The sequence below is a fragment of the Microcystis wesenbergii FACHB-1317 genome (assembly GCF_014696875.1).
Taxonomy (GTDB): Bacteria; Cyanobacteriota; Cyanobacteriia; order Cyanobacteriales; family Microcystaceae; genus Microcystis; species Microcystis wesenbergii_A.
The window spans coordinates 1-20,779 of record NZ_JACJQV010000094.1 but is presented as its reverse complement, the minus strand read 5'-3'; the positions used below and the strand labels follow the sequence as shown (position 1 = coordinate 20,779).

The window sequence follows — 20,779 nt, the reverse complement described above, 5'->3', positions numbered from 1 at the left end:
AAAGACTTAATAGAAGGGATTGAATTGGCTATGTTAGAAGTTACTCAAAAAGATATTCGCAATTGGTTTACTCACTGTTGCTACTGTACCTCATAAGTCAGAGAATTGCTATATATTGACTCAAACAGATTTAATTGATGCTTAATAACTTTATGGGTTGGATGCGGAAAAATATCATTATTTTCTAGATGTGCTATCGCTGTCGCTTTTAAATAGGTTTTATTTAAACCGATAAAGATAATTCTTTCCCTAGTTTGGGGAATTCCATAATCGGGAGCAAAGAGAAGTTTAGGGATAACTATATATCCATCTTTACCAATGGCACTAAAATCATCTTCAATTATATCTTTAACATTAGCCAAAGAGATTAAACCTTTGACATTTTCAGCAATAAAAACTTTAGGTAAGGTTAATTCAATAACTCTCTTCATCCAATAATAAAGTTTTCCGCGATTATCCTGAAAACTATCTTCACTCTCGTCTAGTAGTTTACCTGTGTGACTTTTGTGAGAATTAAACCCCTTTCTTTTTCCTGAAACACTAAAATCTTGACAGGGAAAACCTCCCGTTACTACATCAATATTACTGGGAAACTGAAACTCTCCTTTTTCTGCTTGTTTGACTAAATCTACAATACTCCCCAAGTGAAATACATTCTTTTTACCCCTTTTTTCAAAGTAGGGAATCCAAGCATTATGAGCAGCTTTAGTTATATCATTAGCAAAGACAGTTTCAAAAGTAGTGCGCGGTAGTTTTAGCCATGGTTCCCGTCTTTCTACTATCCAATCTCGATGAATATTTTCATTAACACAGTCTTGGTGTACCCAAAAACCTCCCTCTAATCCTAAGTCCATTCCCCCGCAGCCAGAAAATAGGGATAAAACTCGCTTTTGTTGCCTATTCATCACTATTGATTAAATGAGTAATTTAATAATATCATACTGATAATCAATTCGATCGAAAGGGATTAATTAAAGTTAGTTGATTGGATATTATTAACCCATCCTGCATATCTTCAGAGTAAAGAATACTAGCATCGGATGCTAAGGCACTAGCTACAATTAAACTATCCCAAAAAGAAAAACTGTATTGAGTGCGGAGTTCAGAGGCTCTTAAAATAATATTGCGATCAAGTTGAATAACAAGACATCCATCGTAAATTTCTTGAATAATTTCTCTAATTTGAACTTCAGTTATTTTAGCTTTTTTGGATAAAACAGCGCAAACTTCCTTAATAATTTGCGTACTGATTAAGATATTTTCCCTGCTAGTTAAAGCGTTCGCTAGATTGCGTTTTCGCATTTCTTCAGCATCGTTACACTCTGGGTCTATTAAAAGACGGTATAGCCAGATATTAGAATCACAAAAATAAAGAGAATTGGTCATAATTATAGCTGATGAATTTCTTCCCGATTTAATTGACGAATACCTTTAACAGCAACGGGTTTCTGAGTTAATTGGGCAATGATTCCAGTGGTGGATATTTTTTTATTTTGTTTGATCACAATAACTTGAACTTCGCTGTCTTCCCTCAAGTCCTGTTGGTATTCTTCGGGAATTTCGATGATACCTTGTTTGATTTTGGCTTTAAATTCCACTGCATTTAACATATTGTTGCTCTCGAGGGACTGTCTATTAAGATTAATTATAACAAATCCTGGTTAATCCCAACATTTCCTTCGGCTCAAAGGTCTGCGGATTGGCATTGAAACTATTCTTTATCAATAGATTTATTGCGCTGGTACTCCCGAAGAAATCCCTAAGATTTATCCTTCCCTGAGTTGAGAACAAGTTTAGGCGACAATTTTATCTTATCTCCACAACCAAGCATAAGTTAAGCAATACATAGCTGATGGGTGAGAATGGGGTCAAAAAATGCGTGAGTAACCAAAACAAAATCCTTCGACTGTCGTACAGAAATTAATGAAAATTAAAGCGGAAAGACAAGCAAAAAGGCAAAGTTTATGATGTTGCAATATCTGATGGATGACAATATTGACCCATTTTATGTTAAGCAATTATGGAGAAAAAATAGAGATTTAGTGGTTTGGGCAATCGGAGAACCCAATGCACCAGAAAAGGAAACATTAGACCCAGAAATTCTGACCTGGTGTGAGATAAATATAGCGTTTCCTGTTTGCAAGAGGTACATTATCGATGTTGAAAAGCTTAATCAGCAAAGGTTTAGCTGTGCTACACAGGTGTGAGAACCGCTATAATTTTATTCTTAATACAGGTATGAGTATCAGGATAAAAACTAATCAAATCTAAACTAGGCTAATATTCTGGGATATTTCTAGACCATAATAGCCAGAAATTACTGTAATTTGATGGGCGGAGTCGGACTCGAACCGACATGAGGGGCTGCCTCGCCACATTTTGAGTGTGGTGCGTCTACCAATTTCGCCATTCGCCCTTGGCATTAGCTTTATCATTATAACCCATTTTTGGCCCTTTTAACAAATTGTGATAATCGGGGGAACTGGCCCAACGATCGATTTCTCGCGCACGCAGGACGGGGAGGGGATGGGTTAACTGTTGGGTTTGCAAACCCTTTAACATTTCGCCCATTTCCGAGGCGCTGACGGCATCGTAGGACTTGGCCTGATCGATAAAAGCCTCTAAATTTAATAAAGGTGCGAGACTGGGGGAACCTCCGGCTAACTTCATTAACACCGACATGACGATTTTTGGGTCTTGAACTGCCAATAAAGCCGCTCGATCGCAGCTAAACTCGGCGCAGCGCACCCATGCTAACATTCTCTCCTGTAGGGATCGTGCTAACATTGTCCCCCAATTGGGCAGTAATCCCGCCGCTAGGACCATAATATTGGCTAAAGTGAGATAAACGCCGTGTTCACATTTGAGATGACCTAATTCGTGGGCCATTACCGCTTGAATTTCTGCGGGAGTCAGCATTTCGATTAGGGAAGTGTGCATCACCATAAACGGTTTTTTGCCGCGCATGGCGAAGGTATAGGCGTTAGGAACGGGGTTTTGTTGAATGTATAATTGAGGTGGTTCTAAGTCGAGAACTCGGCAAGCTTCTAGGAGGAGATTATGCAGGTCGGGTAATTGTTTTTCCCCCACCAAAACACTAGCAGCAATATTATTTAAGTAAAAGAATTCCTCAGCGACCGAACCTAACAAACTTCTCACGGCTATATCTAACCCAGGCAACTGTTTAAGGGAATTAGTGGCCTCTAGGTCGATGGGATGCCGAAAATCATTGGCTTTTAAGCCGAGTAATAACTGTTTTGATAATTCCATATTCTTATTCATTTAACCAAGCTTTGACGCGTTCTAAACTTTTCCAATTGGGTTTTCTAGCTAAACCATCGGCGATATTTTCATCCACTTCTTGGCGAACTTCTTTGTTTAAACTAACTAATTGTTGTACCAGTTCGATATGTTCCCTAACTCCGGCGGTTTTGGTTTCTAACATAGCCAAAACCAAATTGATCCGGTTTTGGGGGGAAACTTTATCGAGTTTAACGGCTTTTTGGGCGGCTTTTAGGGCTAATTCCGGTTTATCGGTGAGCATATATAACCAAGCTAAACAGGACCAAACGGCGGCATTTTTCGGACTGCGATCGCTTAATTGTTTAAATTCCGGCAATAAACTGGCGGCGCTTTCTCCCTGTTGGTAGCGTTCTAAACCTTGTTCGAGGGTAAAATTGGCGGTTTCTGTCATTTTCAGCTGCGGGGTTAATCAAGGAGCAAATTTAACGGTTATCGGTGTATTACACGGGGTTAATACAATTCACCTTTATCTAGTATTCTAGCAAAATTTGTCCCCTTGTCAGCAAAATTTTAAAAGACGATGCCGCGTTCTCGCCAGATCATCAATAGGCCACTCATCGAAACGAATAACATCACTGCTTGTTTAAATTGCTGGGGACTCATTTTTTCTAAAACTTTTTGTCCTAACCAATTGCCCGGCCAGGCCGCTAATCCTAACAATAAACCGTAACCGAGAAAAGGCAGATGTAAAACTCCAAAGGCTGCGTAGGCGATTAATTTCGCCACATGAACTACGACCATGTGAACGGATTTCGTTGCCACCATTGGTTCTTTAACTAGCCCATAGTTAATATAAAACAGGTTCATCATCGGGCCGGTACTACCGACTAATCCTGACAGGAAAGCGTAGATAAATCCCGATGGCATAAAATACCAAGTTTTAATCTCAAAAAAAGGATTTTCTTGTTGAGGAAATAATTGTTTAAGCGAGGATAAAACCAGAAAAATTCCCAAAACTAGCGGCAACCATTTGAATTGTAAATGGGCAAAGACAAAAGCGCCGAGGGTGGACCCCATAATTGCCCCGGGTAAATACCACACCGTCGAGGGCCAGTCAATGGCCCGCCAATACATTCCCATGCGTTGGACGTTACCGAGTAGCATCCCCGTGGTCAAAACCGGAGGAATGACGGCAGCATCGAGAAACCAACCTAAAACGGGGAGTAGAATCAGGGGACTGCCGCCACCAGCAAGGCTACTAAAAAACCAAGCTAGACTACCTGCCAACATCAAGGTAACAATGATCATCGAGTTGTAAGGTTAAGTTAAAAAGAGCTACTTAATGGGACTTAGACAAAAAACAAATCGAGAAAAGCCTCAACCCCAATCCCTGCTTGGGATTTACTTCGAGAAGCCCAAAATCGCTGAAACCCAGATAGATCAAGGAAAATCATAAATCGAGGTTAACCCTTTGTCCCGTAATGGTTTGAGCCTTTTTTGCTGCCCGAAAATGCCTAAGTCCCATTAATCTATTATGATATCTTCTTTGGGATCTTCATCGGTATAATGCCATTCCACATTGGGCATAGCCTCGAAAGCTTGCCGGACGTAATCCTCCCAGAGTTTCCGCATTTTGGCTAGGTAGGGGTCTCCTAGGCGCAATTGTAACTTATGACGTAGGCTTAGGCTATTAGCTTCATACATACTCAAATAGATAGGCGGTCCGACAGAAATATTCGATTTCATGGTCGAATCGATGGAAAGTAAGGCACATTTAGCCATTTCCTCTAGGGGTGTATCATAGGTAATAGTGCGATCAAGAATCGGTTTACCGTATTTAGTTTCACCTATCTGTAAAAAGGGCGTTTCTTTGGTGGCTTGAATATGATTTCCTTGGGGATAAATCAGGAATAATTGCGGTTCTTCTCCTTTAATTTGTCCCCCAAGAATAAAGTTACATTGAAAATCAATATTATCTTGTTCTAGCCAAGTTCTTTCCCTAGCTTGTACTTGACGACTTTTATCACCGATATAGTGGGCGATATCGTAGAGATGAGTCAGAGAATGGAGATTTTTATCCTCTTGATTGTGCAGATCTCTTTTTAGTTCGTGAATCACTCCTTGGCTAATCGATAAATTGCCCGATGTACAGACCATAATTACTCTTTCTCCCGATACCGAAAAGTCAAATAATTTCCGATAGGCCGAGATATAATCGACTCCCGCATTCGTGCGAGAATCCGCCCCCATAACAATGCCAAAACGATTAATAATTCCTAAACAGTAAGTCATTTTCAGTTATCAGTTATCAGTTATCAGTGAACAGTAATCAGTGAACAGTAATCAGTGAACAGTAATCAGTAATCGGTAAACAGTAATCAGTGAACAGTAATCAGTGAAGATTGATCGGTGAATAATATAATATCATTTAAATCTTAAAACTTAAAGCTTAAAGCTTAAAAATTAAAACTGATAACTTAAAGCTTAAAACTGTTAACTTAAAACTCAAAACTGATAACTGATAACTGATAACTGATAACTGATAACTGAATTAAGCCATAACCATACCACCATCGACGTTAAAGACTTGACCAGTGATATAAATAGCGGCGGGATCGGCGGCTAAAAAACGCACCATTCCGGCGACTTCTTCCGGTTTTCCATAACGGGAGAGGGGAATATATTTGAGAATTTCATCTGCTTTGAGGTCATGAGTCATATCGGTTTCAATAAAGCCGGGGGCCACGGCATTAACAGTGATGCCTCGACTGGCAAATTCTTTGGCTAAAGTTTTCGTTAAACCGATAACACCAGCTTTAGCGGCGCTGTAATTAGATTGACCCGGATTACCCATCAAACCGGATACAGAAGTGATGTTAATTATGCGGCCGCTTTTCTGTTTTAACATCAATTTACTGACGGCGCGAGTGCAGAGAAAAACTCCGGTTAAATTGAGATCGATGACCGCTTGCCAGTCTTCTAATTTCATTCTTAACATCAGGGTATCCCGGGTAATACCGGCATTATTAACTAAGACATCAATATGACCGAATTTTTCCTTGGTACTGTCCACTAAATTATCCACTTCTTCGCTTTTAGCCACATCTGCTTGTAGAGCGATTGCCTTTCCCCCGGCCGCGGTAATTTCTTCGACAACGGCATCGGCAGCACTGCTAGATTTAGCATAGTTCACCACTACAGTAGCACCCTGGCTGGCTAATTCCAAGGCGATCGCTTTTCCGATCCCTCGCGAGGCCCCGGTTACTATGGCTACTTTGTCTTGTAAATGCTGGCATTCTGCGGGTAATAGTTTCATAATTTTCTGCATTCCCCAAATAATCGTCAAATCTCAAGAGAAAACTTTGTACTGATAACTTTGCTCAAAACACTTCATTATCTCACAAGCGGGTTAATCTGACCGCAGCCATCCTCAAGTGCGATCGCTCTGTTCCCACTTTCCTGTATAGTATCAGGGAGAATTGGCCGCCACTAATTGATCGAGTTGTTGCTGCATCAAATAACAGACTTTCTCATAACATTCGCTTACATAACGGCGGTCCCGGGCCGCTTTTTTGCCGTAACGTTCAAAAATAATTGGGGGACAAACCCGGGTATGTATCGGTACGGGTAAGGGAATATTCGGCAAGGGACCGATAGCCAGTCCCCAGGGTAAACCGAAATAGATGGGACAGGTTCCAGGGTCAATACCGAAAGGCCAAGGCATACCCTGTTTATGCAATTCTTTTAATTGAGGATAAATATCTTCGAGGACAAACAGGGTCGAGTGAGCGCCGTGGGAAATGGCGGGAATAATCGGCACTTCGTACTGTAAAGCTAGTTTAACAAAAGCTTGATTACCGGCAAAATGAATTTTATTTCTTAAACTGTGGGGACGGAAAACATCCGTAGCACCTCCGGGATAAATTAGGACACTAGCACCACTATCCAAAGCAGCGATCGCCATTTTGGGATGAGCATGAACGGCCCCCATTTGGGCTGCTAGACTAGCTTGGGGTGGAAAAACTTGCCAGACTCGCGAATCCATCAAACCATAGACTAAGCGATCGCTGCCAAAGCGTTGAAACCAATCATACATCATCATAAACATATCGGGAGCCGCTAAACCGCCGTTATGGGAGCCAATGAATAATACTTGTCCTGAGGGGGGAATATTTTCCCAACCATCGGTTTTGACGCGAAAATAATGGTGATAAAACCAATCCAGAAGGGGGACAAATTTTTCGATCACTTGCGGATCCCGATCCTCTAATGACCAACCCGTGAGGGTATCAACAGGGGCCTTAGCCGCTTGTAGGGATAATTCGGCAAAAGTGGCCGTGGATGAGACAAAAGAGCTAAAAATCTGCATTGATGGCCAGTGGATAATTTAATCGCATCTTATTATCGCAAATTTCGCTTAAAAAACCCATCGTTTTAGAACGGCTTTCCTCGATCAATAATACAGCACTTAAGAACTTGCAAGGGCGCACCTCCCACAGAAGAAATAAAATAACTAGGGGGATTAAAGAGCATCTTTCCCATCTGATTTAGGATCACCAGCTTGTCCATATCTGCGACTAGAAACGACTCTAAGACCGATAGTCTCTCAGCTAGGGAAAGGATGTTCCCATTCAATTAATTTATAAGCGCGAGTAGAGAGAAAATTGAATTAATCACTAAAGAGACAGTTTGCCTAGTTTCCATTCAATTAATTTCTAAGCGCAGGTAGAGAGAGCGTTGAAGTCGATCGCGATTGATGTGGACGAGGGGAAACTGGTGGTCTTGACCTGCTGGTGTAATCCGAAACCTTGTTATGGGGATGTGATTGTGAGTTGCGTTAACTAGATTATTGAACAGGGGATGGTGTGAGTGGCGATCACCCTGTTGCAATCTCTCATCGTCGCTAGGGGATAATTTCGTAAAGTTTTGTAACAATAGGTGTCCATCCTAGTAGGATTGTTTTTAGTATTAAGATGGTTTTAACTGCTAATCAGGTTTGCTCTATGGCAAAGATATCCAAAAATTAATAAACGGGGGAAGAGTCTAAGAACCATAACTACAGAGAGAAGTGTCTTCTAATCCCTAATATTCGCACTTAACCACTTTTTAAAAAATAAAGTGTATAAAGCTCTATGAATTTAGTATTATTAAATGGGTTCTTCGGTTTGTGTTATGCAATGGACTGGGGTTATAAGAGATGTAACCCTTATTTAGAAAGGCATTTGGCGATTTTTGTCAATTGTTTTTGATCTAGAGCGAACTCATCAATTAAGTCTCTTGCCAGAGAAGGATTTAGTCAATTTATGCCCCCCTATCGAACCATAACAAGTAACGAAGAGCCATTAAATGACATTAAAGATATTATTGAGAATGGATTAGTCAAAGACTTATTCCAAGCAGAAAGGGCTAATTATCTAATTCAAGCTATTAACGAGAGAGTCCAAGATGTTAATGATACCTCTCGGGGGAACTTTGGTATATTCTTTGGAACAATCCAAAGCTACACAATTAATGAACTTATTTTATCAATTTCTAGAATATATGACCAACGCAAAAAATCTTTTGAGACTCGCTGTTTAGATGCTTTGCTTCAAAAACTTGATATGATCAAAGAAAATCCTCCTAAAATTCAGCAATATAACCAACTTTATGAATATTTAGAAAGCAATAAAATATATGATTTGCTAATGTGTATAGATAACGATAAAGATTTTATAGCTGATTTATTTAACTATATAAGGGCAAATCATAATAACAATCAAAAGATCATTTGTAGCTTAAAAAGTTGGAGAGACAAAAAGATAGCTCACAATGATAAGTTTATTGTAAAAGAAGTCAGCAGTCTTACTTTAAAAGATTGTCATTTACTTTTAGAGTTTCCCAAAAAAGTTATTACGATTATTGGTTGGGCTTATCTTAACACTGGTTATGGAGTTAAAAATGATTATTTTTTATCATCTGATTCCAAGAGATCATCAATAGCCCTGAAGAGGCTAATATCCAAACTATACTAATTTTTACATATTGATCAAATATTAATAGAGGAGAGGATGTAAAATGTAAAAATTGTTGAATCTACTTCAATCATCTCTAATTTTGCTTGATTATCAAATTATTATTGTTTAAATTTTATCAATCGAATCATCATGACAATTATTTTTTGTGAAGACTGTAAAAATCCTATTTCTGACAAAGCGAAGCAATGTCCTCATTGTGGTTGTCCAGTTACTCAAGGAAATAAATTTATTTCATCTGTTCTTAATGTAGCTCGAAAGAAAATTGAGGAAAAAGCAGAAAAAGCTAATAAACAAAGTTCTATCCAGACAGTATTTGAATCCGTTTTAGGTATTATATTTTTACTTTTTGTATTTTCTAGTTGTGTTTACAGACTAGGCTATCCTTATACCTGTGAACAAGCAAAGCAACAATTAGCAGAAGCAGAGAGTAAATTAAGTCAACGTTTTAAAGAAAGTGAAAGGATCTCTGATTTGGTTGATATAACTAATAGCCCAGAAATGCTGGACAAAATAGATTCTGAAAGATCGGTTTATAAAAAGTGCTACAAGTGATTGTTTTGTACTTAGCCACAAGGGTAGAAAATTCTAAACAAAATCTGCTAAAATTGTTTCCATTCAATGAATTTCTCTAGTAGGTAGAGAGAGCGATAAAAAAATTTTTGAGGTTTAATTATGGGCGTGTTTCCATTCAATTAGTTTCTAAGCGCGAGTAGAGAAAGATTGAGAGACTGCTAGATTCTCCCAACCTAATCGTCTCCATTCAATTAATTTCTAAGCGCGAGTAGAGAGAATAATGGGAGTTCCCTTAATATAGACTTTACCGCAACATACCAGAGGATCACTAACGATCATTTATTGACGTTGAGCTTTTCAATAATTTTATCATTTTTAATGTCTAATCTTCACAGTTGAACCAATTTTTATCTAATAGTTGCTCTAAACTGTAAGGGCATTCTGAGGGAAAATCGCCAGAAAAGCCAGTTTTTTGTCGAACATAATCGAAAGCATCCTGATAGATTATCGGTAATTCCTCAGCTAAATAATTCTGTAAATTCGTCGTTAAATATTTTCTTAATTGCGTGCGAAAACTAATAATTTCCGCTCGCCAATGATTCCCATTTATTTCGGCTTCTGTTGTCCAATAGTGTAAAAGTAATAAATGCCTGATTACTTGTTCAAGTAAGCTACTGACTCGGTTTTTATCTCTTTTACTCAAGCTTTCTAATTCCTCAATTAAATGGATTACATCTAATTCATCTAAGCGATTTTCCTTGAGGAGTTTTATTGTTTCCTCTAACCAAAGATGTTGATCAATTTCGTAAAGTAGGGGTAGGGTTTCTCCTCCCTCTACTTGCCAGGGGTTCTGATTTAAAGTTTTCATTGCATTGTTTACGGTTTTTAATAGGAGATAAGTACCCTCATATATATTAGGCCACTTTCTCCTAATTTTGATATTGACACGGGAAAAATCACCGCCCCGCTAATTCTCGTTTATAGGATCATTGGTGCATAGCCAATTTTGTAGGGTGCGTTAACGTAGTGTAACGCACGTCTTTACTGACTCAAGCCAATTTTGTAGGGTGCGTTAACGTAGTGTAACGCACGTCTTTACTGACTCAAGCTATTAAAATATGGCGGATGAATTAAAGATTGGGTTTAATTTATAACTCTACCCAATTCTCTAAACTTAATCCTTAAACCCTCAATAAATCACTGTTATTATAAACAACAATTAAACTTTTAACTATAGCAGTAGCAGCAATTAAAATATCTTCTGTTTGTATGGGTAATCCTCTTAATCTAAGATGAGCATGAATTTCGGATGCTTTTTCTAAAATAGCTAAATCATCTAATAAAATAATTTGATAATCCTGAGAAAGTTTGTTAAATCTTTCTCTTTGTTTAGGTGCAGCAACTGCCAACAATCCCCTCTTAATTTCAAAATAAGTAATGCAACTGATAAAGATACTTTTTCTTTGAGCTTTGACATCTTCAATTTTTTGATAAACTTTAAGATCACGCTTAATAATCAAAGAAACGATATTAGTATCTAACAAATAACTCATAATTACCTATTTACGCTTAATTGCTTCATCGAAAATAGCCATTTGTTCAGGAGTAAAATCGCCGCCAATTTTTGACAGGATTTCTGTGGACATAATAAAGCTACAATGCTCTTTCAATTCTGCCTCTGACATAGTGTTAAATTCTTCAAAAGGTAAATTTTTTTCAAATAATTCAACCAAATGTTTCACTATTTCTGAATAATTAAGCTCCTCTTTAAAGAAAGGACGATCTTCCATTAAAATAGAAACAACTTGATCAATTCTCTTAATCATCGATTTTTGTCTGACATCAGTTGATAACATATTTATGCCTCCAGTAAATTTTCCATAATATTTATCAACTGCCAATATATCAAGTTTCTCGTGGTTATGCAACATCGTGAGTTCGATCTCGAATAGATGCGGGTAACGGTGTCTTGAGTGGGATGTATCACCATTCTCATCCGATGGTGATTTCTGCGATGTCGAAACTGTTTGGGGTGAAGATGTCTTTATGGTTAAAAGACCCCAGGGGACGCACCTTGTCAGACGAGGACATATTACACTATCCTTATGATAGTAGTAACCTTAGCCGAAACCATGAAAACAATTAGTTTTAAAACCCATGTAGGAGAAGATGGAACATTACAAATATCTTTACCGCCTGAACTTAAAAACACAGATTTAGAAGTTACCTTAGTTTATCAGCCAATATCTCTAAAAGAACAAGAAGAAAAAACTACATTTAGCCAATGGCAAGAAGGCTTTTTTGAAGAAGTAATTGGCGGTTGGGAAGGTGAATTATTAGTAAGAGAAAAACAGCCAGATTATGAGGAAAGAGCGCTCAAGAATGATTAAGGACAAAAATCAGCAAACCTATAGAGACCCTAGTATTGTCGGTTATTATGCCCAATTAACCGCGCTACAGCCAGCAGAAAAGACAATTTTAACTCTGCTGCAAGAGCGTTTATCGACGATGAAAATGCTTGATTTAGGGGTAGGTGCGGGACGGACTACGAAGTATTTTGCCCCTCTTGTGGGAGAATATATCGGTGTTGATTATTCTACGGAAATGATCGCCGCTTGTCGTCAAAAATTCCCCCATTTAGTCTGGCAAGTGGCCGATGCTAGAAATCTAGAACAATTTGCCGATAATTATTTTGATTTTATTCTCTTTAGTTTTAATGGCATTGATTATATTTCCCCTGCTGACCGTTTTCTAGTTTTAGAGGAAATTAGCCGCATCGGTAAAGCGGGCGGTTATTTTTGTTTTTCTAGTCATAATCTTCAGGGAATTATCCCAGAATTCGATTGGAAAAAAAAGATTAGTTTCAATCCTTTTAGTAGCTATGTCAATTTAGTCATCTGGGTGATTTTGCGGGTCTGTAATCCCTCTCTTAGCTACCAACAGTTATTGACTGCTGAATATGCAATTATTCGGGATGAACCCCATAATTTTCGTCTGCAAAATTATTACGCCACCCCCAAAGAACAATTAAGACAGTTAAGGTCTTACTTTCAAGAGATTAAAATTTATTCTTGGAAAACCGGTCAGGAAATTAAGAGTGAACAAGAGTTAAATACTAATCTTGATCATTGGCTTTATTATCTCTGTGTTCTTCCCTAACATTATCCCGCTTTTTTGGCGGATATTGAAGTAATGCTTGGGCAAGATAATGACCAGTGTAGGATCTTTCACATTTAGCCACGGTTTCCGGTGTTCCCACCGCGATTAATTCTCCTCCCTTGTCCCCTCCTTCCGGTCCCAAATCAATAATCCAATCGCTACAGCGAATCACGTCGAGATTGTGTTCGATGACGATAATCGAATTACCTTTATCGACCAATCTTTGTAACACATCTAAGAGATGATGCACATCATAAAAAGATAACCCCGTAGTCGGTTCATCGATTAAATATAGGGTTTTTCCCGTGGCCCGTCGGGATAATTCGGCCGCTAATTTCACCCTTTGCGCTTCCCCACCGGATAAAGTGGGGGCGCTTTGACCGAGTTTACAGTATCCTAAACCCACATCCACGAGAGTTTGTAATCTGGTGGTGGCCCGAGGGACATTTTCAAAGACTTTTAATGCTTCCTCAATCGTCATATCTAAGACATCGGCGATCGAATAACCTTTATACTTAACCTGTAGGGTTTCTCGATTATAACGCGCCCCTTTACACACATCACACTGCACATAGACATCGGGGAGAAAATTCATCTCGATCACGTTTACCCCTTGGCCTAAACAAGCTTCACAGCGTCCTCCCTTAACATTAAAAGAAAACTGCCCCGCTTTGTAACCCCTAGCTTTTGCTTCGATGGTTTCGGTGAAAATCTCGCGAATAATGTCAAAAACCCCCGTATAGGTGGCAGGATTTGACCGAGGAGTGCGTCCTATCGGTGATTGGTCGATGACAATTACTTTATCAACCGCGTCCAATCCTTCCACTTTCTCTAATTCTTTGGGGAAGGGAGTTAAACGGGTTAAATGATGTTGTAAAGCTGGATATAATAACTCATTAATTAGGGTAGATTTGCCTGAACCAGATACCCCAGTAATCGAGACTAATTTTCCTAAAGGAATCGTTACATCAATATTTCTTAGGTTATTTTGATGGCAATTTTTTAAGACTAAAGCATTACCATTTCCATACCTTCTTTGGGGGGGAGTTTCAATAACTTTGCGTCCCGATAAGTATGCCCCTGTTATCGATTTTTTCGACTTTAAAAGGGTTTTAAAACTACCTTGACAGATGATTTCTCCGCCATGAATCCCCGCTTTTGGACCAATATCGACCACATAATCGGCTGCCCGAATTGTTTCTTCATCGTGTTCGACGACGATTAAAGTATTACCTAAATCTCGCAATCTTTGCAGGGTTTCTAACAGTTTACTATTATCTCTTTGGTGTAATCCGATGCTAGGTTCATCGAGGACGTATAATACTCCTGTTAATCCCGAACCAATTTGAGTAGCTAATCTAATTCGTTGGGATTCTCCCCCGGATAAAGTCATCGCCGGTCGATCGAGGGTAAGATAATCTAATCCCACATCGATTAAAAATTGTAGTCTCGCTTTGATTTCTTTCAGGGCTAATTCCCCAATTAATGCTTGTCTTGGGGTTAAATGACAATCATTAATTCTCTGCAAACAATCCCGAATCGGAACTCCGGTAAAATCCGTGACCGTATATTCTCCTAAACGTACCGATAAAGCTTCTGGTTTTAATCTTTTTCCGTGACAAACTTCACAGGTTTGGTTAACAATATATTTCTCTAGTCTTTGTTTAATAACTTCCGAGGTGGTTTCTTGATAATTCCTATCTAAGATATTGATAACTCCCGCAAATTCTCGATAGTAACCGCGACCAGTATCGTAACGGTAATCATCTTCAAAATAGATCGGTTCTTTACTGCCATAGAGAATTATATCTTGCTGGGTTTTTGTTAGTTTCTGCCAAGGAGTTTGAATTTCAAAACCTAAAGCTTGTCCTAAACCGTAGAGGAGAGAAAGATAGTAGGAATTATCCTTATCTGACCAGGGGGCAATAGCAGAATAAACCGGTTGTTTCGGGTCGGGAATGACTAAATCTGCCGAAAATTTCCGTAAACTGCCCAATCCGTGACAGTTGGGACAAGCACCGTAGGGAGAATTAAAAGAGAATAAACGGGGGGATAATTCCTCCATAACTGCCCCGTGTTCGGGACAGGCAAATTTTTCGGAAAAGACAATTTCTTTGGTAACTTCGGGATTATCTTCGTTATTCTCATCGAGAATTTCCACAATCGCTACACCATCGGAATGCTTTAAACAAGTGGTTAAAGAATCCACTAATCTTTCCTGTAAACCCTCTTTTTTGATCAGGCGATCGATAACAATTTCAAGATCATGAAGATGTTTTTTATCTAACTCGATGCCCTCGGATAATTCTACTACCTTGCCGTCAATCCGCACCCGGGCAAAGCCTTGGGAGGCCAAACCAGAGATTAATTGCTTATGAGTGCCTTTTTTGCCGCGAATTACTGGGGCTAAGATTTGAAATCGGGTTTTATCGGCTAATTCCATCACTCGATCGCACATTTGATCGATGGTTTGGGGGGCAATATTGCGATCGCAATGGGGACAATGGGGTTCACCGGCACGACCGAACAATAAACGCAAGTAATCGTAAATTTCCGTTACAGTTCCCACACTAGAACGGGGATTGTGGGAAGTGGATTTTTGGTCAATGGAAATAGCCGGACTTAAACCCTCGATCGCGTCCACATCGGGTTTATCTAATTGTCCTAAAAATTGGCGCGCATAGGCGCTGAGGGACTCCACATAGCGGCGCTGTCCCTCGGCAAAAATAGTGTCGAAAGCGAGGGAAGATTTGCCCGATCCCGAAACTCCCGTAAAAACAATCAACTGATTGCGGGGTAATTCGAGATCAACATTTTTGAGATTGTGTTGTCGGGCGCCACGGATACGGATTGAGTCAGTTTGAGCCATCGGACGGTGCTAAGTAGTCCTTAACAATAATAGCTTTGACGAATGGGTTTCAGCTACTAAAAAACCAGTCTTCTATCATATCAGAAGATTATCGGGGTTAAACCGCCCGTTCGAGAAACTCGCGCAGATCTCGATCGGCACCAGGACCACAGCTATGACTCGCTTCTTCTTCTAAATGGGCTAAAACTGGGCAATTAATCCGATAATCTGGTTCTTTTGACCGTTCTAGGCGCAATTCGTACACTTGTTTTTCCAGTTGTTCGATGCGGTCCACCAAAGCGCGAATAGCCACCGCTTCCGAGTCGGGTAAATCACCGTGTTCGAGGGGTTGCACCCGCGTCCCGGCCCGATAGATTAAACGACCGGGTACACCAACGACGGTACAATCGGCGGGAATATCGCGCAGAACCACAGAACCAGCGCCGACGCGAACGTTATTACCCAGATAAATATTACCTAAAACCTTAGCCCCAGCGCCGACGACCACATTTTCCCCTAGAGTCGGGTGACGTTTCCCGCTTTCTTTCCCCGTCCCTCCTAAAGTAACTCCTTGATAGATGAGGGCATAATCACCGACAATGGCGGTTTCTCCGATGACCACTCCCATGCCATGGTCGATAAAAACACCCTGACCAATTTGGGCGCCGGGGTGAATTTCAATACCAGTCAGAAAACGGGCAAGATGGGAAATTAAACGGGGAATAAAGGGAATCCCGATCTGATATAGCCAATGGGCGAAGCGATGGCACAGTAAAGCCTGTAATCCAGGATAACAAAATAGTACCTCTAACCAGTTGCGGGCAGCGGGGTCACGTTCAAAAATGATCTTGAAATCGGCTAGGAGAATAGATAACACGAGTCTTGATTCCATATTGATCGAGCTTATACTAAACCATGTTATCACTCCGGTAAATGAGCCGTTCAACTAAAAGGCGATCGAGTAACCCGTTTTCCTAGTTCGCTTTTACTGTTCTCGGCCAAATTTTGAAGATATCCTTAATTTCCCTCTTGTTTAATCTTCCTTTAACTTGGGGCTGAAAAAATGCGATTGTCTGGTGTTTTTTTGCAGGGTTTCAGCTAAAAATATGATTAAGGCTATCGATCGTCACCATTGGCAATTTTTATTAACCTTGCTGTCAATTGCTGGCAGTATCAATATTGTTACCGAATCGGCCTCAGCTTTAAATATCACCCGATTGAGCAGTCTTGGCAATAATACAAATAATTTTGGGGCAGAAATCCCCGCTTATGACCCCGCTAGTCGCAGATTATTCCTGACCGGTCCCAATAATCGTCTAGATATTGCCGATATCAGCAATCCCGCTAGTCCAATTCCCTTACCCTCGATCGATCTTAGTCCCTACGGTGCAGGGGTTAACAGCGTTGCCATTAAAAATGGTATCGTGGCCCTGGCCATGGAAGCTAATCCCATTACCAGTAACGGCAGTGTGGTATTTTTCAATACTAATGGTGTCTTTCAGAATCAGGTGACTGTGGGCGCTTTACCAGATATGTTAACCTTTACTCCTGACGGTAATCGGGTTTTGGTCGCTAATGAAGGGGAAGCGAGAGGGGCGATCGATCCCGATGGTTCTATTAGTATTATTGACCTTAGCGCTGGTGTTCTCAATGCCACGGTGAACACTGCTAACTTTACCCGTTTTAATGGTCAAGAGAACACTTTAAGAAATCAGGGAGTCCGTATTTTTCCCGGTCAAACGGTTTCCCAAGATGTGGAACCAGAATACATCACCGTTTCCGACGATGGAACCACTGCATGGGTGTCTCTACAGGAAAATAATGCTGTTGCCGTAGTCGATGTTGCTAACGCTCAAGTCACCAGTATTGTACCCCTAGGAGCCAAAAATTTTAACGCACCAGGTAATGGTTTGGACCCTAGCGATCGAGATGGAGGGGTAAATATTAATAATTGGCCGGTTTTTGGCTTATATCAACCGGATACGATTGCCACCGTTACCATCGCCGGACAAACCTATTTAATTACTGCCAATGAAGGGGATACTAGAGATGAGGCTCGACGAGTTTCTACTCTAACTTTAGACCCCAATGTTTTCCCTAATGCAGCCTAATTGCAATTAGCCCAAAATCTCGGACGTTTAGATGTTTCTAGCATTGACGGACTTAACGCCCAAGGTCAATATAGCCAACTTTTTGCCTATGGTGGTCGTTCTTTTTCGATTTGGAATGTCACTAATGGACTGTCCCAAGTCTTCGATAGTGGCGATGATTTTGAACAAATTTTAGCGGCTTTTTCGGCAACTCCCCTAACTCCTAGTATTTTTAATTCCGATGGTAATCCTAGCAGCTTCGATAGTCGTAGCGATAACCGCGGCCCAGAACCGGAAGGTTTAGCCGTGGGAAGCGTAGGCAATCGTCTCTATACTTTTGTGGGAATAGAAAGGGCTGGCGGTTTCATGGTTTATGATATCACCAACCCTAGTCATCCTTTGTTCACCAATTATATCAACGATTGGCAATTAGGCGATATATCTCCCGAAGGATTATTATTTATTTCCGCTGCCGATAGTCCTAATGGTACTCCCCTGTTAATTGTTGCCAATGAAGTGAGTCGTAATGTGGCGATTTATTCCGTCAAACCTGTCCCAGAACCTAGCGCAGTTTTAGGATTGCTAACCCTCGGATTAGCTGGTTGTAGTTTGAAAAAAAGAGGGAATTCCTAATTAGGGTCTGCTGAAAAAGTTTTTCGGTGGTGGCAGGGTGTAGGGTGTAGGGTGTGGGGTGTAGGGTTTTACCGATTTTGAGGGGGTCAATTACCTAATTTTCAGGGAAAAAGTCCAGGGATTTTTCCCCCGATCACTCCCATATCTGGTACTTTTTGATTGCCAAAAAGTCTAAAAGTTTTACCCAACAAGGTTTTTAGATTTATTCAGCAAACCCTAATTAGAGCCTTTAATTGATTAATGCTCATTCTTAATTCTCCTGAATCCTGACTACTGGCTCCTTACTCCTCACCTAAGGTCAGATTTTTGATTTTTGCAAGAAATCCATTAATCACATCCCGTAAAATGGTAGCGCCTCCGACCAATGGGGGCGTTTTCCTGTTTGCCAGTCCAAATGGGCTAAATCGAGGATAGCGGGGGCATTTATGCCTAAATAACTGGGTGTGGCTAATCTTTGATAGGGAATAGTTAAGTTTTCTAAAGTCTGCTGCCATTGTTCCGGAGTCATCAGGCTATCAGCTAAATAAACCCGATTACCCCGATAGATGCCCACATACAATTGTCCCCTGGTGGCAGGCATTTCTAGGGCCAGATGGGTATCGAGGGGGTAAAAATCCCGTTGTGACCAAGCAAAGGCCGCTAAACTGGAGACGGTAAAAATCGGTAGCTGTAATTGTTGTGCTAGGGTTCTAGCGGTGACTATACCGATGCGGGTACTGGTAAAGCTACCCGGCCCCTTAGCGGTGGCTAGAAAGGCTAAATCAGCCCATTTTTGCGGGGCTAGGAACCGTTTTAGATAGGGGTGGAATAGGTTTGATAAGTCCCTGTCTAAGTCCCAAGTTTGTTGACGACTATCATCGCTGAAATTAGAGAGGGCCAGTCCTAGTTGGGGACTGCTGGTATGCAAGGCTAATCCATAGACAGGGGAAGACAAGTCAATCTTTCTGTATTAGTAAGTTTTTATGGGTCGCCTGGGATTCGAACCCAAGACCAATCGGTTAAAAGCCGAGTGCTCTACCGCTGAGCTAGCGACCCGTTTCGTGTTCTGCACACGATTTATCAATATAACATCTTATTTGGGCTAAGTCAAGGGGTAATTTAAATTTGATTGACTCGCATTTCCATGATCGCCTCGCGGCTGCTCTGGGGTTCTAAGTAGGTCAAATGTTCGCCTGTGTTAAGGGCGTTGCGGGGAGCGCTCCAGGGTTCGAGACAAATATAATTTTTATCTTTCAGGGTCCAAAAAACTAGAGTTGTATAAAGATCGTCGTAACCGAGGACAATTTGACGCTGATGATAGGAATCACTAAAACTACTTTGATGGCGCGTAATTTGCAGAAAAGCGGCATCAATTTCTTCGAGATTAAAGTCAAAGTTGCCAGAGTAGGAATGGAAGGTTTTCGTGCGTTGGTCGAGGTATTGGGAGGAGGGAATATCAAAGGATAATCTGGTTTTATCGGTGACTTGAAAATAGGGATGGAAGCCGATAGAAAAGGGCATTATTTCGGGGGAAAGATTAATAACTTTTTGGTTAATTTTGAGGCTGTTTCCTTGCAGTTGATAGGTAAAGATTAATTGAAAATCAAAGGGATAGACTTGACGAGTGGCCGGATTACTGTTTAATTCTAGGGTTAAACTAGCGGCGGTTTCGCTGCTTTGTTTGCTCACTTGCCAGGGTAAATCACGAGCAAATCCGTGTTGTTTCAGGGTATAGTTTCGGCCTTGGTGTTGATAGGTATTATCGGGTAAGTTGCCACAGATAGGGAATAAAATCGGGACTCCTCCTCGCACACTGAGGTTAGGATCTTTGAATCTTTCTCTGTCCAGATATAAAATATCTTCTCCGCAAATTTGCCAACGGGTGATGATTCCTCCCCTAGCGGGAACCACTTCCAGATAAGCGTCAGCTTCTTCATCCTTGAGACAATAGGTAAGATATTGATTTTGGTTTTGAGTGATAGTAAAGGTCATATCAGTTATCAGTTATCAGTTATCAGTTATCAGTTATCAGTTATCAGTTATCGGTACAGCTGACTAAAAAGCTGATTGCTAACATAGAACGTAGGTTGGGTTGAAGCATGAAACCCAACACCCGATCATGTTACGCTACCACTAACCCATCCTACAAATAATTGTGCCTCCCTACTTAGCTTAACCAATGAGGTTATCAGTTATCAGTTATCAGTTATCAGTTATCGGTACAGCTGACTAAAAAGCTGATTGCTAACATAGAACGTAGGTTGGGTTGAAGCATGAAACCCAACACCCGCTCATGT

At 40.5% G+C, this 20,779-nt stretch carries 21 protein-coding genes, 2 tRNA genes and 2 pseudogenes; 6 read left to right on the top strand and 19 right to left on the bottom strand.

The window, feature by feature from the left end; all coding sequences use genetic code 11:
• Positions 1-110: 110 nt before the first annotated feature.
• The 3 genes and pseudogenes from H6F92_RS06110 to H6F92_RS06100 all read right to left on the bottom strand — a co-directional run.
• A pseudogene (locus tag H6F92_RS06110) lies at positions 111-905 on the bottom strand (DNA cytosine methyltransferase); the annotation flags it as partial.
• Positions 906-948: 43 nt separating this feature from the next.
• Entirely contained in the window at positions 949-1,386 is a 438-nt protein-coding gene (locus H6F92_RS06105; protein WP_190357147.1) for a PIN domain-containing protein, read from the bottom strand.
• A gap of 2 nt (positions 1,387-1,388) precedes the next feature.
• The gene (locus H6F92_RS06100) at positions 1,389-1,610 is read right to left on the bottom strand and encodes a hypothetical protein (protein WP_079208850.1); all 222 of its coding nucleotides are present in this window, start codon (positions 1,608-1,610) and stop codon (positions 1,389-1,391) included.
• 354 nt (positions 1,611-1,964) lie between these two features.
• Between H6F92_RS06100 and H6F92_RS06095 the strand changes: the two genes are divergently transcribed.
• Positions 1,965-2,207 carry a hypothetical protein gene (locus H6F92_RS06095; RefSeq protein WP_206755588.1) on the top strand — a complete coding sequence of 81 codons (243 nt, stop codon included), beginning with the start codon at positions 1,965-1,967 and terminating at the stop codon, positions 2,205-2,207.
• Between the two features lie 124 nt (positions 2,208-2,331).
• Here H6F92_RS06095 and H6F92_RS06090 read toward each other — a convergent pair.
• From H6F92_RS06090 to H6F92_RS25760, 8 genes are all read right to left on the bottom strand, one after another.
• A tRNA-Leu gene (locus H6F92_RS06090) sits at positions 2,332-2,416 on the bottom strand.
• Positions 2,395-3,282, bottom strand: coding sequence for a M48 family metallopeptidase (locus tag H6F92_RS06085; protein ID WP_190357145.1), 888 nt, complete (start codon positions 3,280-3,282; stop codon positions 2,395-2,397). The genes H6F92_RS06090 and H6F92_RS06085 overlap by 22 nt, the downstream gene beginning before the upstream one ends.
• On the bottom strand, positions 3,275-3,694 hold the full coding sequence (locus tag H6F92_RS06080; protein WP_002757780.1) for a tetratricopeptide repeat protein: 420 nt from the start codon (positions 3,692-3,694) through the stop codon (positions 3,275-3,277). The genes H6F92_RS06085 and H6F92_RS06080 overlap by 8 nt, the downstream gene beginning before the upstream one ends.
• A gap of 119 nt (positions 3,695-3,813) precedes the next feature.
• A complete protein-coding gene (locus H6F92_RS06075) occupies positions 3,814-4,551 on the bottom strand; it encodes a sulfite exporter TauE/SafE family protein (protein ID WP_190357144.1) in 738 nt (245 codons plus the stop codon).
• Between the two features lie 216 nt (positions 4,552-4,767).
• The gene (locus tag H6F92_RS06070) at positions 4,768-5,535 is read right to left on the bottom strand and encodes a proteasome-type protease (protein ID WP_190357143.1); all 768 of its coding nucleotides are present in this window, start codon (positions 5,533-5,535) and stop codon (positions 4,768-4,770) included.
• Between the two features lie 259 nt (positions 5,536-5,794).
• Positions 5,795-6,571: a 3-oxoacyl-[acyl-carrier-protein] reductase gene (fabG, locus tag H6F92_RS06065; protein ID WP_002782849.1), complete on the bottom strand. Its 777-nt coding sequence runs from the start codon at positions 6,569-6,571 to the stop codon at positions 5,795-5,797.
• A 141-nt stretch (positions 6,572-6,712) separates the two neighbouring features.
• Positions 6,713-7,612 (bottom strand): lysophospholipid acyltransferase family protein, encoded by a 900-nt coding sequence (locus H6F92_RS06060; protein WP_190357142.1) that lies wholly within the window; start codon positions 7,610-7,612, stop codon positions 6,713-6,715.
• Positions 7,613-7,947: 335 nt separating this feature from the next.
• A complete protein-coding gene (locus H6F92_RS25760) occupies positions 7,948-8,178 on the bottom strand; it encodes a hypothetical protein (protein ID WP_219729824.1) in 231 nt (76 codons plus the stop codon).
• 368 nt (positions 8,179-8,546) lie between these two features.
• Here H6F92_RS25760 and H6F92_RS06050 point away from each other — a divergent pair, with 368 nt between their 5' ends.
• Positions 8,547-9,257, top strand: coding sequence for an AbiU2 domain-containing protein (locus H6F92_RS06050; RefSeq protein WP_002782852.1), 711 nt, complete (start codon positions 8,547-8,549; stop codon positions 9,255-9,257).
• Between the two features lie 132 nt (positions 9,258-9,389).
• Positions 9,390-9,812, top strand: a complete 423-nt coding sequence (locus tag H6F92_RS06045) for a zinc ribbon domain-containing protein (RefSeq protein WP_190357141.1) — start codon at positions 9,390-9,392, stop codon at positions 9,810-9,812.
• Between the two features lie 343 nt (positions 9,813-10,155).
• Here the strand turns inward: H6F92_RS06045 and H6F92_RS06040 are convergent, their stop codons facing one another.
• The 3 genes from H6F92_RS06040 to H6F92_RS06030 all read right to left on the bottom strand — a co-directional run bounded on the left by H6F92_RS06040 (position 10,156) and on the right by H6F92_RS06030 (position 11,629).
• Positions 10,156-10,641, bottom strand: a complete 486-nt coding sequence (locus H6F92_RS06040) for a DUF29 domain-containing protein (RefSeq protein ID WP_190357140.1) — start codon at positions 10,639-10,641, stop codon at positions 10,156-10,158.
• A gap of 313 nt (positions 10,642-10,954) precedes the next feature.
• Positions 10,955-11,326 carry a PIN domain-containing protein gene (locus tag H6F92_RS06035; RefSeq protein ID WP_190357139.1) on the bottom strand — a complete coding sequence of 124 codons (372 nt, stop codon included), beginning with the start codon at positions 11,324-11,326 and terminating at the stop codon, positions 10,955-10,957.
• Positions 11,327-11,332: 6 nt separating this feature from the next.
• Positions 11,333-11,629, bottom strand: coding sequence for a hypothetical protein (locus H6F92_RS06030; protein ID WP_190357148.1), 297 nt, complete (start codon positions 11,627-11,629; stop codon positions 11,333-11,335).
• A gap of 249 nt (positions 11,630-11,878) precedes the next feature.
• Between H6F92_RS06030 and H6F92_RS06025 the strand changes: the two genes are divergently transcribed.
• Together H6F92_RS06025 and H6F92_RS06020 are read left to right on the top strand one after the other, a co-directional pair.
• Entirely contained in the window at positions 11,879-12,163 is a 285-nt protein-coding gene (locus H6F92_RS06025; RefSeq protein ID WP_190357138.1) for a hypothetical protein, read from the top strand.
• A complete protein-coding gene (locus H6F92_RS06020; RefSeq protein WP_190357137.1) occupies positions 12,156-12,932 on the top strand; it encodes a class I SAM-dependent methyltransferase in 777 nt (258 codons plus the stop codon). Before H6F92_RS06025 ends, H6F92_RS06020 begins: the two co-directional genes overlap by 8 nt.
• Here H6F92_RS06020 and uvrA read toward each other — a convergent pair.
• Both uvrA and cysE read right to left on the bottom strand, forming a co-directional pair.
• Positions 12,889-15,801 carry an excinuclease ABC subunit UvrA gene (gene uvrA, locus H6F92_RS06015; RefSeq protein ID WP_190357136.1) on the bottom strand — a complete coding sequence of 971 codons (2,913 nt, stop codon included), beginning with the start codon at positions 15,799-15,801 and terminating at the stop codon, positions 12,889-12,891. The genes H6F92_RS06020 and uvrA overlap by 44 nt on opposite strands.
• A 97-nt stretch (positions 15,802-15,898) precedes the next feature.
• On the bottom strand, positions 15,899-16,672 hold the full coding sequence (gene cysE, locus H6F92_RS06010; protein WP_190357135.1) for a serine O-acetyltransferase: 774 nt from the start codon (positions 16,670-16,672) through the stop codon (positions 15,899-15,901).
• Between the two features lie 214 nt (positions 16,673-16,886).
• Here cysE and H6F92_RS26995 point away from each other — a divergent pair.
• Positions 16,887-18,503: pseudogene (locus H6F92_RS26995) on the top strand (choice-of-anchor I family protein).
• Positions 18,504-18,834: 331 nt separating this feature from the next.
• Here the strand turns inward: H6F92_RS26995 and tsaB are convergent.
• From tsaB to H6F92_RS05990, 3 genes are all read right to left on the bottom strand, one after another.
• Entirely contained in the window at positions 18,835-19,437 is a 603-nt protein-coding gene (tsaB, locus tag H6F92_RS06000; RefSeq protein WP_190357134.1) for a tRNA (adenosine(37)-N6)-threonylcarbamoyltransferase complex dimerization subunit type 1 TsaB, read from the bottom strand.
• Positions 19,438-19,466: 29 nt separating this feature from the next.
• A tRNA-Lys gene (locus H6F92_RS05995) sits at positions 19,467-19,538 on the bottom strand.
• 63 nt (positions 19,539-19,601) lie between these two features.
• Positions 19,602-20,474, bottom strand: coding sequence for an aldose epimerase family protein (locus H6F92_RS05990; protein ID WP_190357133.1), 873 nt, complete (start codon positions 20,472-20,474; stop codon positions 19,602-19,604).
• Positions 20,475-20,779 lie beyond the last annotated feature (305 nt).

Bases quoted from the DNA above. Each gene is read 5' to 3' on its own strand.
- H6F92_RS05990 (WP_190357133.1), bottom strand. From the start codon at position 20,474: ATGACCTTTACTATCACTCAAAACCAAAATCAATATCTTACCTATTGT.
- H6F92_RS06085 (WP_190357145.1), bottom strand. From the start codon at position 3,282: ATGAATAAGAATATGGAATTATCAAAACAGTTATTACTCGGCTTAAAA.
- H6F92_RS06080 (WP_002757780.1), bottom strand. From the start codon at position 3,694: ATGACAGAAACCGCCAATTTTACCCTCGAACAAGGTTTAGAACGCTAC.
- H6F92_RS06100 (WP_079208850.1), bottom strand. From the start codon at position 1,610: ATGTTAAATGCAGTGGAATTTAAAGCCAAAATCAAACAAGGTATCATC.
- H6F92_RS06025 (WP_190357138.1), top strand. From the start codon at position 11,879: ATGATAGTAGTAACCTTAGCCGAAACCATGAAAACAATTAGTTTTAAA.
- H6F92_RS06030 (WP_190357148.1), bottom strand. From the start codon at position 11,629: ATGTTATCAACTGATGTCAGACAAAAATCGATGATTAAGAGAATTGAT.
- H6F92_RS06095 (WP_206755588.1), top strand. From the start codon at position 1,965: ATGATGTTGCAATATCTGATGGATGACAATATTGACCCATTTTATGTT.
- H6F92_RS06060 (WP_190357142.1), bottom strand. From the start codon at position 7,612: ATGCAGATTTTTAGCTCTTTTGTCTCATCCACGGCCACTTTTGCCGAA.
- uvrA (WP_190357136.1), bottom strand. From the start codon at position 15,801: ATGGCTCAAACTGACTCAATCCGTATCCGTGGCGCCCGACAACACAAT.
- H6F92_RS06020 (WP_190357137.1), top strand. From the start codon at position 12,156: ATGATTAAGGACAAAAATCAGCAAACCTATAGAGACCCTAGTATTGTC.
- H6F92_RS06040 (WP_190357140.1), bottom strand. From the start codon at position 10,641: ATGAAAACTTTAAATCAGAACCCCTGGCAAGTAGAGGGAGGAGAAACC.
- H6F92_RS06105 (WP_190357147.1), bottom strand. From the start codon at position 1,386: ATGACCAATTCTCTTTATTTTTGTGATTCTAATATCTGGCTATACCGT.
- cysE (WP_190357135.1), bottom strand. From the start codon at position 16,672: ATGGAATCAAGACTCGTGTTATCTATTCTCCTAGCCGATTTCAAGATC.
- H6F92_RS06035 (WP_190357139.1), bottom strand. From the start codon at position 11,326: ATGAGTTATTTGTTAGATACTAATATCGTTTCTTTGATTATTAAGCGT.
- H6F92_RS06045 (WP_190357141.1), top strand. From the start codon at position 9,390: ATGACAATTATTTTTTGTGAAGACTGTAAAAATCCTATTTCTGACAAA.
- H6F92_RS06070 (WP_190357143.1), bottom strand. From the start codon at position 5,535: ATGACTTACTGTTTAGGAATTATTAATCGTTTTGGCATTGTTATGGGG.
- fabG (WP_002782849.1), bottom strand. From the start codon at position 6,571: ATGCAGAAAATTATGAAACTATTACCCGCAGAATGCCAGCATTTACAA.
- H6F92_RS06050 (WP_002782852.1), top strand. From the start codon at position 8,547: ATGCCCCCCTATCGAACCATAACAAGTAACGAAGAGCCATTAAATGAC.
- H6F92_RS06075 (WP_190357144.1), bottom strand. From the start codon at position 4,551: ATGATCATTGTTACCTTGATGTTGGCAGGTAGTCTAGCTTGGTTTTTT.